The organism is Paraburkholderia sp. TE9906, from assembly GCF_056279605.1.
Window position 1 is genome coordinate 1 of the sequence record NZ_JBWCCT010000028.1, and the last position, 14,762, is coordinate 14,762.

At 59.7% G+C, this 14,762-nt stretch carries 15 protein-coding genes; 8 read left to right on the top strand and 7 right to left on the bottom strand.

Annotated features, from left to right (window positions below; genetic code table 11):
• Positions 1-245, top strand: a 245-nt coding sequence (locus ACZ9H4_RS36225; RefSeq protein ID WP_476123024.1) for a hypothetical protein, incomplete at its 5' end; no start/stop codon positions are given.
• A gap of 88 nt (positions 246-333) precedes the next feature.
• On the opposite strand, the gene ACZ9H4_RS36230 is transcribed toward ACZ9H4_RS36225, so the two are convergent.
• From ACZ9H4_RS36230 to ACZ9H4_RS36240, 3 genes are all read right to left on the bottom strand, one after another.
• The gene (locus ACZ9H4_RS36230; protein WP_476123026.1) at positions 334-567 is read right to left on the bottom strand and encodes a hypothetical protein; all 234 of its coding nucleotides are present in this window, start codon (positions 565-567) and stop codon (positions 334-336) included.
• A 100-nt stretch (positions 568-667) separates the two neighbouring features.
• The gene (locus ACZ9H4_RS36235; protein WP_476123028.1) at positions 668-2,536 is read right to left on the bottom strand and encodes a chloride channel protein; all 1,869 of its coding nucleotides are present in this window, start codon (positions 2,534-2,536) and stop codon (positions 668-670) included.
• Positions 2,537-3,019: 483 nt separating this feature from the next.
• A complete protein-coding gene (locus ACZ9H4_RS36240; RefSeq protein ID WP_121310382.1) occupies positions 3,020-3,445 on the bottom strand; it encodes a MarR family winged helix-turn-helix transcriptional regulator in 426 nt (141 codons plus the stop codon).
• Between the two features lie 202 nt (positions 3,446-3,647).
• Here ACZ9H4_RS36240 and ACZ9H4_RS36245 point away from each other — a divergent pair, with 202 nt between their 5' ends.
• Complete coding sequence (locus ACZ9H4_RS36245) at positions 3,648-3,950, top strand: hypothetical protein (protein ID WP_476123030.1); 303 nt, start codon at positions 3,648-3,650, stop codon at positions 3,948-3,950.
• 538 nt (positions 3,951-4,488) lie between these two features.
• Positions 4,489-4,818, top strand: coding sequence for a DUF1840 domain-containing protein (locus tag ACZ9H4_RS36250; RefSeq protein ID WP_408150520.1), 330 nt, complete (start codon positions 4,489-4,491; stop codon positions 4,816-4,818).
• A 654-nt stretch (positions 4,819-5,472) separates the two neighbouring features.
• On the opposite strand, the gene ACZ9H4_RS36255 is transcribed toward ACZ9H4_RS36250, so the two are convergent.
• Positions 5,473-5,829: a universal stress protein gene (locus ACZ9H4_RS36255; RefSeq protein WP_476123032.1), complete on the bottom strand. Its 357-nt coding sequence runs from the start codon at positions 5,827-5,829 to the stop codon at positions 5,473-5,475.
• A 51-nt stretch (positions 5,830-5,880) separates the two neighbouring features.
• Positions 5,881-6,066 (bottom strand): hypothetical protein, encoded by a 186-nt coding sequence (locus tag ACZ9H4_RS36260; RefSeq protein ID WP_408150516.1) that lies wholly within the window; start codon positions 6,064-6,066, stop codon positions 5,881-5,883.
• Positions 6,067-6,720: 654 nt separating this feature from the next.
• Between ACZ9H4_RS36260 and ACZ9H4_RS36265 the strand changes: the two genes are divergently transcribed.
• Entirely contained in the window at positions 6,721-6,930 is a 210-nt protein-coding gene (locus ACZ9H4_RS36265; RefSeq protein WP_408329036.1) for a hypothetical protein, read from the top strand.
• 188 nt (positions 6,931-7,118) lie between these two features.
• Entirely contained in the window at positions 7,119-7,619 is a 501-nt protein-coding gene (locus ACZ9H4_RS36270) for a hypothetical protein (protein WP_476123035.1), read from the top strand.
• Positions 7,620-7,669: 50 nt separating this feature from the next.
• Here the strand turns inward: ACZ9H4_RS36270 and ACZ9H4_RS36275 are convergent, their stop codons facing one another.
• Entirely contained in the window at positions 7,670-9,460 is a 1,791-nt protein-coding gene (locus ACZ9H4_RS36275; protein WP_476123037.1) for a glycoside hydrolase family 15 protein, read from the bottom strand.
• Positions 9,461-9,516: 56 nt separating this feature from the next.
• Complete coding sequence (locus tag ACZ9H4_RS36280) at positions 9,517-10,515, bottom strand: SDR family oxidoreductase (RefSeq protein WP_476123039.1); 999 nt, start codon at positions 10,513-10,515, stop codon at positions 9,517-9,519.
• 455 nt (positions 10,516-10,970) lie between these two features.
• Here ACZ9H4_RS36280 and petA point away from each other — a divergent pair, with 455 nt between their 5' ends.
• The 3 genes from petA to ACZ9H4_RS36295 all read left to right on the top strand — a co-directional run bounded on the left by petA (position 10,971) and on the right by ACZ9H4_RS36295 (position 14,757).
• Positions 10,971-11,591, top strand: coding sequence for a ubiquinol-cytochrome c reductase iron-sulfur subunit (gene petA, locus ACZ9H4_RS36285; protein WP_476123041.1), 621 nt, complete (start codon positions 10,971-10,973; stop codon positions 11,589-11,591).
• 201 nt (positions 11,592-11,792) lie between these two features.
• Positions 11,793-13,625, top strand: a complete 1,833-nt coding sequence (locus tag ACZ9H4_RS36290; protein WP_476123043.1) for a thiamine pyrophosphate-requiring protein — start codon at positions 11,793-11,795, stop codon at positions 13,623-13,625.
• Between the two features lie 10 nt (positions 13,626-13,635).
• A complete protein-coding gene (locus ACZ9H4_RS36295) occupies positions 13,636-14,757 on the top strand; it encodes an enolase C-terminal domain-like protein (protein ID WP_476123045.1) in 1,122 nt (373 codons plus the stop codon).
• Positions 14,758-14,762 lie beyond the last annotated feature (5 nt).

A 14,762-nucleotide genomic window follows, 5' to 3' on the forward strand; every position in this document is an offset into this window, starting at 1 on the left:
CGATCTCCCTTGATCTACACGGACTCCAACACGCCATCACCATCATGCCTCACTCGCGCGCGCGTGAGGACACGGCCCAGCCGAGCCGCTTACGCCCGCTGTCCAGCGCATTCCACAGAGAACCTAACCTCGGTAGTCATCTGGCGACGAAAAAATTCTCAATTTTGCTGCCACGAAAAAAGCCCGGCATCGCTACCGGGCTTCAAAAAGGTCGCCCCACGACACTTCATGCGGGGCTGCCCTGACTCATGCCCACTCGGAAGATCGTTCTGCTTCAGAATCTGTTATTCGGGGCGCTGTCCGTTGCCGCGCCGGTATCTGCATTGCCCTCCGCTACAGTCCGATGAAGTAAGTCTGCACCTCCATTTCCTCGGACCATATCTGAACGTCGAGCATGTCCTGAAACTCCACTGCGGCACCACGGTAGATACAGCAAAATCCCTGCGCTGTCCGGTAGACGATCACCCACTCTGTCTCCGTGCCTGGCCCGGCAGTATCCGCTTCCACCTCGAAGGCGTGCCTGAAGGTGTCGAGATGCAGAAACTTACCGAGTCGCCTCCATGCCACGTCTACGTCGTGTACCAGTTTCATCATTTCCTCCTTCATCGACAGCGATCTCGGGCCAGCATGGCGGAGCCAACGCTCGTATGAGTGATGGCGCCAGGACTCAGCCGGGAAAAATGCGGATGCTTCCGGCTACGGCGTCGGCAATGTGCTCTTTCGCTATCACGCCCAGCACACGAAGCGGACCGGGCCCGTCGCGCCGTCCGACCACCACAGCCATTACTGCATGTTGCTTCGAGAGCCTGGATATGACGTCGAACGCAACATCCTTCTCCTGGACCACGATGAAATTGCGCTGCGCCAGCGTCCCGAGCTCTATATTCGATTCGCTTTGACTGACTGCGCGCCGCAGCCCTGTATTGATACGCAAGACACCGTAGATCTCCTGCTGTCTGGTGACAACGACATGCCGGAAGGCGGGCCCGTCAAGGCGAGTCAGCAGGTCGCGAAACGGTACCCGCGTGTCAAGCACCAGCACATCGGTCTCCATGATCTGGGACGCGTTTTGAACGAGAAACATGTTGGCGTGCAGGGCGTTGGGAATCGGATGACCGCGCCGCACGAGCTTGAGCGTGTAGATACTTTCGGGAGAGAGAAGCCGGCGCGCGCCGAGGCTGAATGCAACAGCAATGATCATTGGCAACACGATGTCGTAGTCACGCGTCATTTCGAAGATCATAGCGACGGCGGTCATGGCGGCGCCCGTGCCGCCGCCTACCATCGCGCCCATGCCGACCATCGCAAAGGCCGGCGCACTGACCGGTGCGCCCGGTACAGTGGCTGCAATAAAGGACGCAAAAGCGGCGCCCAGTGCGGCACCGATAAAAAGCGATGGCGAGAACACGCCGCCCGACGAACCGGATCCGAGGCTGACAGAAGTCGCGAGCGTCTTGCACAGGGCAAGCAGCAACAGAAATCCGCCGCCCTGGAGTTGACCGTAGAGGGTCGCCTGAATGGCGGCGTAGCCGACCCCCTCGATGTAGTAATGCCCCGCATAACGCCACAGCAAATACATCGTTACACCGACGATCAGCATGCCGAGCGCGTGGCGGCGATAACGCCCCGGCACACGGTCGAACACGTCTTCCGCCCAGTGCAGCGAGCGGATCAGCAGCGCGGCGGCCGCTCCGGTGAGCGCGCCCAGCAGCGCATAAAGAATGAGCGTGAGAACACTGCCCGGCTCGTTCGGAATCGCGCCCAGTTGCGCCGGGACAAAAAACGCTGGAGCCGCTCCAAAGAACAGGCGACCGAGAAACGTCGCTGTCCCTGTAGCCAGTGCCACGGGCAAAAACGTGTTGACACTGATCTCTGGCATCATCAGTTCAGTGGCGAACAGCACGCCACCAATCGGCGTGTTGAAAGTTGCAGCGATCCCGGCACCGGCACCCGCCGCAACAAGCGTTATTCGCTGACCCGCCGTCATTCTGACCAGTTGTCCCAGCGTCGAACCAAGCGCGGAACCGATCTGGATGATTGGGCCCTCGCGTCCGACCGCGGCGCCCGAACCGATTGCTAACGCAGACGCAACCGATTTCACGACCGCCACTACGGGCCTGATCACGCCGCGCTTGTAGTAAATCGCGTCCATGACCTCGGGAACGCCATGCCCTTTCGCTTCGGGCGCAAACGTACTCACAATCCACGTCACCGCCATGCCGCCCACTACGGGTACCAGAATGACAAATACGCCCCAGGGCGATGCAGGCGTGAAATGACTTGCATCATAGGCAAACGAGAAACGCCCGAGAAAGAACGCATTGTGAACAAGCCCGATCAGGCTTCGGAACACGACAGCTCCCAGCCCCGTCACGATCCCCACTACGAAAGCAAGCACACACAGCCAGCGCAGACCCACTGGAGCGATGGAATCGTCTTCATGCTGCATTGCCGGCTGGGGCTGCACCGGCGACACCTTGACGTGGCGCGAGCTGATAGTCGCCGTGCTTTTAGGCCGATCGGATCCGTCATTCATGACTTGCCCCTATCGAAGCGCCAGGTCGTTAGTGCTTCACGCGACGCCGCTGCGTCATTGACCATTCAAGCGAACCTCACTCAGCACCTCAGAGCTGAGGACTGCAGCCAATTGGTCGAGTTCATTCGTGCCGACCCGGTCGCGGTATCGTCTAACATGAGCGCCCGTTATCACGACCTGCCTCGTTCACGATTGGCATCAACGCGCCCGACGTATCCCGGGCGAAGCGGACGGTAGCGTGCGTTGCTTTTGCGTTGCCGACCCATGACGGCGACTAAACACCACCGAGACGTTGGCCAGGTCGCCTGGTGCATCGTCAGCCATCTGCTTTGCGGACCTTTCTCTGCTGCAGCTGTACTACACAGCGTAGAGTACGAAACTGATTGCTACCAGAAACAGAACGCAGGTCGATTCCGGGGCGCGAACCCATCAGCCGGCTCCCAGCAATTCACTGACCTGTTGGCGTGTCGTAAGGACGCTGCGTCAAGGATTCTCGGGTCCAGTCTTGAACGCCCATCCTACCGACTGGACTTCGGTCTTATGCAACAACGCGAGCCTCGCGAGGCATCGTTCTCCTTTCTTTAGGAGGTGTACTTCGACCTGCCGTCGATCCTCTGCGCTGGGTCTACGCGCGACAAGACCTGCCGCTTCGCAGCGGGAAACCAGCGCAACCGTGCCATGCGATGACGCTTGCAAGCGCTCGGCCAGTTCACCCACGGTCGCCCAGTCCCGCTCCGGGAAGCCGCCGATGTGAAGAAGCAACATATATTGCAGCGGCGTAATGCCTTCAGCATGAACTATCTCTTCCGAAAAACGCAAAAATCGACGCAGCTGATAGCGAAAATCGGATAACTCCTGCAGCTCCGCTTTCGTTAGCTCATCAGTCTCCGCACGCTTTCTGGAAACCATTGCTTTATTCTCCTGTATCAACATCGAAGCTGGAAATGTGTCACTCCATGACCTATAATTTTTGCCCGTACACGCTGCGACCACTTATCCGCGAATGGTGCGGACCAGGAAGGCCATGCGTCCATGGCGACTAACAATCTCCATGAACGGGACGACCGACTTCCAGATGGCGCGAAATCAGCGTTCGACCCGCAGGAGAAAGATGCAATCCTTCATTATTGCCTTGGGCGCCGCGCTCTCAGCACTAGCCGTCAGCACCGCTGCTGTTGCAGCGCCGGGGCATATCCTGCTGATCGGGATGACCGACCCCGCGACCGTCGATCCCGTCAGAAGCAACGGTGCCCCCACTGTGACAGCAGCGGTATCACGGATCCCGTACAGCCCGCCCTCTTTGTCGAAACGCAATCTCGTCCCTCCGTCGCTGCAAAAGCTGGACTTCCACAGTGCGCACGCCGGCCAACAACTTCGTGGACAGGGATTTGGCTGGACGCCGGTCAGCAAATAATACCAGGTTCCGAGCGGCTTCTCGGGCCGCGGCTGTGCCAAGATAGGCTTGGCACGCGGCAACGTGGACCGCGCGTTGAGCACTTTTCCCACGAGATGAACGACCCGAGCCGCCCTTCAGTCGTCGGGGGGGCCGTGCCCATATGCTGCTCGCCAGTGTTCAGCCAGTCGCAAACCGGATTTCGGTCGCACACGACGAGACAAAGACATCCGGCACATCTGAGAATATTTACATTAGTCATGATGTGACATAAACTCCAATCAAGACCTTCCTTGACTGCACCTGACGCAAGCTCATGTGAGCCTGTACGCAAGTATGGTCGGCCGTAGGCGGGGCACTCAGGGGGCCTTCGTTCTCGCGGATTGTCGTCAGCCATACAGCAGGCCGCATGGCATTGGTAGCCAGAAGGTTTTCATGTGTGCCCGCGAGTCCGTTGGCCCACACCGTCAGCGCGTGGGCGGTCCCAGTTGTGCTGGACAGATACGAGCTGCGGTGAAGGACATGATTGCTGCCCCGCGTTCGTTTAGGAGACTTCATCATGCTGATCACCTTCCGGTCACCTGCCGCGCCCGACGTGGTCATGCTCAAGAATCTTGCTCAATACCTGCTAAACCTCATAGGTAAGCATCTCGGATCAAGAGGCGTCATTCAGCACAATGAGCTGCCTCGAGCGATTGACCGTCTCGAAACAGCGATTTCCGAAGAAGCGCAGGCGGACGTTGCGCTCGAATCGCTTTACCACGTGCCGGACGCACACGGTCGCACTGTAGGTGAAGACCATCGAGGGCTCGGACAACGAGCGTGGCCGCTACTGGATATGATGCGTGAAGCGAGCAAACACAACGCGGACATTCTATGGGGGCTTTAGGCAGAACTATGCTCGCCAACTCGAAATGAGCACCCCGAAAACCGCGGCCCTTTCGCTCCGGTAGCGAGTAGTGGAAGTTGCGGCGCTTGCCCCGTCTTTGCTCTCGATCGCGTTGTGCCTTATCACGGAACATGACATGCCGACGCTATTCTTGGGGCACCGCGCGACGACCGTTGTTTTTTTCGGCGTCTCCTGCTTTTGCGCCGGCGCATCCATTGTCCGTGCGGCCCCACAATCTGGCCTCACGGCGTCTGTGTCGAACATTATGACCTCTGTCGGGGATAGGCGAGTGCGGGCTGAAGCCGCTCAACATGGCATCGTCGAAGATCTCGCTTACTCGACGGGTGTCGCGGCTGTCGAGGTAGACGCGTATGGAATCAGTCCACTCGGCGTATTGTCGGTCGGTCCTTTCATTTTCACCAAATGGCAAATGGCATGTTGCCAGGCCGCCCGTTGGCGGCCTTCAGCAAACCGCGATCAAGGGAGTCCTGAAAATGCCCAGCATGTCATCTTTGTGTGGCCCGCGACCTGAGTGACGCTGTCAGCATTGCAAATCCGACCACCCTCTCCACTTCTATCCGACCACCTCAAAGAGTACGCCGCAGGACACGCGCTCGAGCAGTTCGAGGTGACTGCCCCCCGCCAGCCAGCGAGTCACGAAACCCTGTGTCGATGACCAATAACAATCAGGTCGGCGTTGAGGGAGTTGGCCAGGTTAGCGATCTGTTCAGCGACGCTTCCCACCGAAAAATGCCCGGTCGCAGTAACGCCCCATGACGCGAGCTTCGCGATACCGTCCTCGAGTATCTCTTTCGCGGCGTCCTCGTCGACGTCGAACTTCATCGATGAAAAGGCGTCGTAACCGGCTGGCCACCAGGCCAGCCCGAGAATGGACAACAGGTGTGTCTCTGCCCCCAACTGACTGGCCAATGCAGCGCCGCAACGCAACGCGTGTTGTCCTTCAGGCGTTGCGTCATAACGCAGAAGAATGCGATCGAAAGGCGTTGACATCGGCTTTTCCTGAACGATCGGGCGCACCGTGTCGCCGTGCCAGTGTGACGGCTAAGTGAACATTGGCACGGCCTCGATCAGGGCCACCCCCAGGAGGGCCCCAACAATAGCGCCGATCAGCTTCGGGTGCCACCGATCGAGGTGAAGCGCGGCAAGGAGGCTACCCAACAGAATGATTCCAAGAAATCCGAAGGCGATCACCAGATAGCCGAATTCGAAGTCATTGTTGATGACCATCACTCTCCTCCAATGTCTGATTGCAACATCCGCGGACACCGTGACATAGGCCTGCCACAGTGACGCCAGGTGCACAGGAACAGCGCTCTGTTCATTATATGTCACTCTGTGACATACGCTGTGAGACTTGTCTGTAGCGAGCTGTGCGAGCACAGCATCGGCGGACGATTCGAATCATCGAAATTGTCGCCGACGTCGCACTGCCCCTTCAGGATAGGAAGTGCGAATGGCACGAAGTCGCCCGCGAGTTCGGTGACGGACATCGGTAGACTGTCGCCCACGGCCTGCCAAGCCTTCGACCAAAACCAGCAGGCCAGGCCTGCCATTTTCCGCGGCCGTCCGGCGCGGGCGACAAAGCATGACCAGAGGCATGCGCAGAAATCGGACAAAGCGGCACACGCAGACCACGCGGAGACATAAAGGCGTAGTCCGATCTTAAGTCTCCATGGTCAATGACATCGGAGGCCGCTTCGCAAAAATCTTGACTCCGGTTTCCTGGCTGGCAGACGGCGTGGATCTGACTGTCACAGGGGTTTTCGCCTCCGCGCCGTCTCAAGCCACCGCGGTAGCATCCGCGAACGAACGGTTGAAAAGAGCACACCCGGCACCGCCATGCATGTACTCAGACTGACTGATACCAAAGTGCCCTACGCAATGGCAATCGTACCCTCAGGCAGACCGGATGTAGACGCGGCGACCGGACTGCATTCAGCGGGACAGTACAATGAAGCCAATGAAACCGTGAAACAGGTGCAGGACAGCGCCCGGGATGACCAGGTAGATCTGAAGGCATCGCCGGAATCTGGCAATCTCGTTTCAAGAAATCCGGACAGCGGTGCGGCCGCCCGAGCAATCGCCAAGTGAAAATTCGTCGCATGCAGGGCGCGGGGCGGCCCGGCGTTGGCCGCCGCGGGTGCGCGGACCGCGAGGCCGCCCGCGCAGCGAGCTTTTGAACGCGCGCCTTAGCGGCTAAACTATGTTTTTCGCATGGTATTGCCTTCCTCCGCGATTCGCGCCGCAGTCGCGGTGGAGAGTTCGCAAGGGACCCTCGATTGACAGATCAAGATCGGCATCTTTTCCATGTGCTCAGAGTTGCGGCGTTGCTTTTACTCGCGCAATTGCCATGCGCGGCCGCTTCGTACGCCGGGCAGCCAGCCTGGCTCGACGCACGCGTGTCCCAGGAGACAACCGCGTCGACAATCTGCCACCAAGGCTACCTTGCTCAGGTGATGCCGTCTATTGACGTCCGGATCCGTCTGAAAGACAAACTCCTTGAACAACAGGGTATCGCACCGTCGTTGGCCTCCCACTATGCGCTGGATTTCCGCATGCCGGTGCTGCTGGGGGGCTCGCCGGACGCACGCGAGAATCTTGACGTCCTTCCCTGGGAAGGCGACGACGGAGAGCGCCGTAAGCGCCGCTTCACGGTTTTCTTGCGGCGTTGCGTCTGCGCCGACGAACTCCCGTTGAAACAGGCCCAACTGGCCATTTCTGGCAACTGGTCGCGTGAATATCCAAACCTCTGGTCATTGTCGTGCAAGGACATCAGGTGACAGGAGCTAGTCACCCCCCGCTCATGGAAGAGCCGCACGGACCACTAAGGTTATTCCCTGAATCCCTTGCCGCCCCGTCGTAGCGTAGGCCCACTTAGAGCAAGTGCAGCGTTGACAACCGAAAGATGGGTTAGCGCCTGCGGGAAATTGCCCGCCAGGTTGCGGGCCGGCACGTTGTATTCCTCAGCAAACAGCCCCAAATCGTTAGCGACGGCAAGTAGTCGCTCGAACTGCTCGCGAGCTTCCCGATCGCGGCCCTGCAATTTCATGCATTCGGCCATCCAGCAGGAGCACGCAAGAAACGCCCCCTCGTTGGGCCCATCGGCATTCGCCTTTTTGCGTCGAACCAATCCCCCTTCCACGAGTTCCCGCTCAATCGTTGCAATTGTTGAGGCCATACGGGGATTCTCTACCGGCAGGAACCCGACCAGGGGCAGGAGCAAAAGACTAGCATCCAGTGTCTGTGCACCATAGTGTTGCGTGAATGTGCCAAGCCCCTCGTTCCAGGCTTCCTGATAGATTTCGTCGTGCACCGTCTGCCGCAGCGCTGTGATCCGGTCCAGCATCTCACGACTAACGAGATCGCTCGTTGAGTGGCGACTCACGAAGCGGTCGAATGCAACCCATACCATGACTTTTGAATAAGTATAGTGGCGCGGTTCCGCTCGTGACTCCCACACTCCCGATCCGACCGTCTGCCAGACTGCCTCGAGATGCTCGACAAGTCTCTCTTCAATAGCGAATTCCTGGTCTGATGATGGGACCCCGCCCCGTCTGGCGAGGTCGAGGCAGTCAAGCACTTCTCCATAGACGTCGAGCTGGTGCTGCGTCGATGCCGCGTTGCCGATTCGCACAGGTTTCGCGAACCGGTAACCAGGCAGCGTGTCCACAGTCCACTCGGGGAGGTGCCGTGCGCCGTCAACACGATACATGATCCGCATGTTATCGGGCGAGCCTGCAATGGCGCGAAGTAACCAGTTTCGCCAGCCCTCCGCTTCTTCGTGGTAGCCGGCATTCAGTAACGCTGTGAGGGTAAAACTTGCATCGCGCAGCCAGCAGTAGCGATAGTCCCAGTTCATTTCGCCGCCAGGCGCCTCGGGAAGCGACGTGGTAGGCGCCGCGACCAGACCACCGCTGCGCCGGTGAATCAATGCCTTGAGTGTTATCAGGGAGCGCCGGACCTGAAACGGCCAGTCGGTTTTCGAATTATCAAAGCGGCCAATCCAGTCGCGCCAGAAATGCTGGGTCGAGGCAAGCGCCGCCTCGGCATCTATAGGCTCCGGTGGTCCTTCGTCCGAACGGGCATAACTCAGGACAAAAGCGATTCGCTGTCCTTCCGAGACGTCGAAATCTGCCCCGGTGGAGTCGGAAGTCACGTTCAGCCTTAGCGGCGCGCGCAATACAATGAGATTCGGGCCGACCTTCGCGATCATGTCATCGCTGTCAGCAACACTCCATGGGGGCAACGCACCGTAGTCGAAACGCAGGCGTAAGGTGCTGCGCATTTTTACGGTTCCCCGCAATCCGGTCACGATACGCACAAGCGATGAAAAAGTCTTGCGCACCGGCATGAAATCGATGATTCTTGCCTCGCCGTCCGCCGTCTGGAAGTCTGTTTCCATGATCAGCGTGTCTTCCTGATAGCGGCGGCTTTGGCCGGTTACGTCGCCCACGGGTGCAAGCGACCAATGGCCGTGGTCGTTTGTCCCGAGCAGCGCCGCAAAACATGCGTCGTCGTCAAAACGCGGCCAGCATAACCAGTCGATCGAACCGTCCCTACCCGCCAGCGCAGCGGTCTCACCGTCCCCCAGCAGGGCATAATCTTCAATCAGCTTGCTCACGCTCCGCTCCCCTGTCGCCAGCCGCAACGGCGCCGGATTCTGTTTCCGCGTCGATTTTATTTCTCGCGTTTCCTGCCAATCAGGACGCTAATCCCGCCCAATATCGCGACACCCGTCACCGCCCAGAAAGCGTTGCGATGCCTGTTGGTAAACATTTCCCAGCTTGTCGTCCTCGACCGGCTGTCAAAACGGCCGTGAGCACCATAGTCGCCAGGCACAGGTTCAAAGAGGTTGGCAGGGGCATCGGGGGCGAGTGGCTCATCAGTAAGCTGCCCTTTGTAGCCGGCGCTTGCGAGATACCTGTCGATTAGCCCTGGAGCGATGCGATTCGCGAGGATCGCTTTGACGGTGGGAAACCCCACCCAGACCTCACGGCGCCGGTGTGTTGCCGCAAAGAAAATGGCTCGCGCGGCCACTTCCGGTTCATAAATAGGCGCCACTGGCTGTGCCTTTTTCCCCATCTTGTTTAACGCCCAATCAAATTGCGGGGTATTGACAGCGGGCAGGTCAACCATCGTCAGGTGGACGTCCAGTCCGTCATGAATGATTTCGGACCGCAGTGCATCCGTAAAGCCGCGCACGGCGAACTTGGCTCCGCAATAGATCGACTGGAGCGGCACTGATCGATATCCTAGTGCCGAGCCAACGTTGACGATCGTCCCGCGGTTTCTCGTGCGCATGCGCGAAAGTGCCGCCATCGTACCGTGCACCTGGCCCAGATAAGTGACCCTGGTGCCCCGCTCAAACTCCTGCGCGGTGAGCTTCGAGACCGGCGCAAACACCGTGGCCATTGCAACGTTGACCCATACATCGATTGGTCCCAGATCCCGCTCGGCCAGCGAGGCGGCCGACTCGACAGCTTCGGCATCAGCCACGTCCGTCGGTATGGCGAGGACCCGTACGCCATACGACGCTTTCAGGTCAGCGGCGGCCCGATCGATCCGACCTTTATCACGCGAAAGCAACGCGACGTCATATCCGTGCCGGGCAAACTCCGCGACGGTTGCACGTCCGACACCCGCACCGGCTCCTGTCACCACGACGATCCTGGACATAAGATATTCCTTTTAAACGCGCGAATAAGTGGGCCGGGTAAGAACGTGCGAGCAGCGCGCATGCAAACGGTCCGCTACCAGTAACCCGTCACAGAGCAGTTTTTGTTCCCATGCGTTCACAGTCTCGCGCTGTGCCATCCGATGCGCAGTAACATCTGACATCCATTTCGCCCAAGCGGGCCGTTTACGCCGCGAAGCCTCGCGCGAACTATTCCGGAAGCGCCCGTACCTTGAAACCAATCTCGCACATGTGCACATCTGGTCGCAATGCGACTCACTACCGGCATGCTTTCATTCATGGCGAAATCACGAGTGGTTTTCTGCCGGCCCTGATGCAGGGCGTTGATCGTTCGGTCAGGCAGCGGAAGTAGGTGAGAACGATTGGGCCCACGAACTCGCACTTCAATTCCGGATCAAACCGTCTTTAAGCCCGGGATCGGTTTCGGGAGCAGGAGATGGAATCTGTTTGGTTTCCGCATGAAGATATCAGCCGCCGCCAGTGGCTGGTCGCCACTTCAATCGCAGGCGGGATGGCGGGCGCTGCAACCCTGCTGTCTTTCGTGGCCTCAAGGGAGCCGTCGGAGAAAAGCAGGGCTGCAGGTGCGCCCATCAAGGTCGATATCAGTCGGCTGCCGCCAGGAGCCATGATTACAGTCGCGTGGCGCGGAGTGCCCGTTTTTCTTGTCAATCGCACATCAGCAATGCTCAGAGCAGTCGTTATCGCGAACTCCATGGTCGCTGATCCGTCGACCGAGCGGCCGTTCTCGATGCCGATGCCTGACTACTGCAAAAACGAATATCGCTCGCGCGCTGACCATCAGAACCTTCTTGTCGTTGTGGGCGTTTGTACGCATCTCGGGTGCACGCCGCGCCCGCGCTTCGAAGCAGGGCCACAGGCGAACCTGCCCGATAGCTGGCCAGGCGGCTTTCTATGCCCATGTCACGGCTCGACGTACGACCTGGCCGGCCGCGTCTTTAAAGACAAGCCCGCACCGCAGAATCTCGACGTGCCGCGTTTCAGGTTCGCGTCGTTGACGACGGTCATAGTGGGAGAAGACGAGCGAGGAGAAACGTAGCCACGCTGCGACTTCCGGTGACGCCGAACCAATGCGCTTCAGTCCTTAAATGACGCTTCATTGCGAACTCACGGGCGCTGTTTGCGCTTACTACATTCAGCGGAAATCGCGAAGATTACGGTTTGCAATAACGCGGAACGATACTTGCGGACCTGACGTGGTGCGGCTCGTTTATGCCAGCATGACGATCGGGAGACTGAGATGGCACAAACCGTAGGTGACTTTATTATCGGGCGGCTTCAGGCATGGGGTGTCCGGCGCATTTATGGATATCCCGGTGACGGGATCAACGGTGTCTTTGGCGCACTCAACCGTGCCCAGTCCGAGGCCAGGAAATCAAAGTCCGGCAATCCCACCCAGCCGATCGAGTTTATCCAGGTGCGCCATGAGGAAATGGCCGCCTTCATGGCGTCGGCTCACGCGAAATTTACCGGCGAGCTCGGCGTTTGCATCGCGACGTCGGGGCCCGGCGCTTCGCATCTGATCACCGGCCTCTACGATGCGAGAATGGATCACATGCCCGTGCTCGCCATCGCGGGTCAGCAGGCGCGAGCGGCGCTGGGCGGCTACTACCAGCAGGAACTCGATCTCGCTTCGATGTTCAAGGATGTCGCCGGCGCCTTCGTCGAACAGGCCTCGGTCCCTGCGCAGGTGCGCCATCTCGTCGACCGGGCCGTCCGCACGGCGCTAGCCGAGCGTAAGGTCACGGCGATCATTCTCCCGAACGATTTGCAGGATCTGCCCTATGAGGCGCCGGGCCGCAAGCACGGTACGCTCCATTCGGGCGTCGGTTATCGCGCGCCGCGTCTCGTGCCCTATCCCGACGATCTGCAGCAGGCCGCGGAGGTGCTCAATGCTGGCAAGAAAGTGGCGATCCTCGTGGGCGCCGGCGCACTGCACGCAACGGACGAAGTCATCGCCGTCGCCGAAAAACTCGGTGCGGGCGTTGCCAAGGCGCTCCTCGGCAAAGCGGTGCTGCCGGACGATCTGCCATGGGTGACCGGCTCCATCGGTCTGCTCGGCACCAAGCCAAGCTATGACCTCATGATGGAATGTGACACGCTGCTCATGATCGGCTCGGGCTTCCCTTACTCGGAATTTCTGCCGAAGGAAGGTGCCGCGCGGGGCGTACAGATCGACCTGAAGGCCGACATGCTGAGTCTGCGCTACCCCATGGAAGTCAATCTCGTTGGCGATAGTGTCGAGACGTTACGTGCACTGCTGCCGCTTCTCGAAGAGAACAAGGATCGTGCATGGCGCAAGAAGATTGAAGGCTGGACGGAAGGCTGGTGGAAAACGCTCGAAAAGCGCGCACATGAAGCGGGCAAGGACGCGGTCAATCCGCAGCGCACCGTGTGGGAATTGTCCACGCGTATTCCGGCTAACTCGATCGTGACCAGCGACTCAGGCTCCTGCGCGAACTGGTACGCACGCGATCTGAAGATCCAGCGCGGCATGATGTGTTCGCTCTCAGGCGGCCTCGCATCGATGGGCGCGGCGGTTCCCTATGCGATCGCAGCCAAGTTCGCGTACCCCGAACGCCCCGTCATCGCACTAGTTGGGGACGGTGCCATGCAGATGAACAACATGGCGGAACTGATCACGGTGTCCAAGTACTGGAAAGACTGGGCCGATCCGCGCTGGATCTGCATGGTGCTGAACAACTCGGACCTCAATCAGGTGACATGGGAGCAGCGCGCCATGGAAGGCGATCCGAAGTTCGAAGCATCGCAGGATATCCCGTCCGTGCCGTATCACAAGTTTGCGGAACTGATCGGACTCAAAGGCATATATGTCGACAACGACGAACAGATGGGTGCCGCGTGGGACGAAGCACTGGCCGCTGATCGTCCGGTCGTCATCGAAGTCAAAGCCGATCCGAATATCGCACCGTTGCCGCCGCATATCACGCTTGCGCAGGCCAAGGCGTTTGCTTCCACGTTGATGAAGGGCGATCCGAACGAAGGCAACGTGATCGTCGAAACGGCCAAACAGGTGCTCGGCGCAGTCCTCCCCGGTCATCACGACAAGTAAGCGTGCCGACATGACAGATCGCACCGCAACCCGCGACGCGGCGCAAGCGCCCGTGAACGGACTACGCGCGAGTGCCTACCGCATTCCGACCGACGCGCCCGAAGCGGACGGCACCTTCGCGTGGAAGGCGACCACACTGGTCGTCGTCGAAGTGGACGCTGCCGGGCAAACCGGCATCGGCTACACGTATAGCGATAAAAGCCTTGTCACGTTGATTCATGACACGCTTGGCGAATGCGTGCTGCACAGCGACGTATGGGATATTCGCGCTGTCTGGCAGCGCATGCAGCGTCAGGTACGCAATCTCGGGCGTTCAGGTCTGGCGGCCACGGCGATCTCAGCGATGGATTGCGCGCTGTGGGACCTGAAAGCGAAACTGCTTGGCGTGCCGCTCGTGCGCCTCCTCGGCGCGGCGCGCGAATCCGTGCCGCTTTATGGCAGCGGCGGCTTCACCACTTACAGCGACAAACAGATGCGCGAGCAGCTAGCCGGCTGGGTGGAGCGCGATGGTTGCCGCTGGGTCAAGATCAAGATCGGGACCGAGCCGCAGAAAGATCCCGGGCGCGTGGAAGCGGCGCGCGCGGCGATTGGCGATGCGGGACTTTTCGTGGACGCCAATGGCGCGTTCACACCGCAGCAGGCGTTACATTGGGCTCAACGTTTCGCGGAGCAGCGCGTTGAGTGGTTCGAAGAACCGGTCTCTTCGGACGACACCGCCGGCTTGCGTTTCGTGCGCGAGCACGCGCCGGCCGGCATGGAGATCGCCGCTGGCGAATACGGCTACACGCTCGACGACTTCCGGCACCTGCTGGCGGCGCAATCGGTCGATGTTCTTCAGGCCGACGTGAGCCGCTGTGGCGGCATCACCGGCTTCATGCAGGCCGCCGATCTCTGCGATGCCTTTCACGTGCCGCTGTCGGCTCACTGCGCGCCCGCCTTGCATGTGCACGTTGCGTGCGCCGTGCCGCGCCTGCGTCATCAGGAATGGTTTCACGATCACGTGCGGATCGAGTCGATGCTGTTCGACGGCGCGCCGCGCGCAATAGACGGGGCCATCGCGCCCGACCTGACGCGCCCCGGTTGCGGACTCGAATTCAAATCTCGCGACGCTGCGGCGTATCAGATCGAATAACGAAG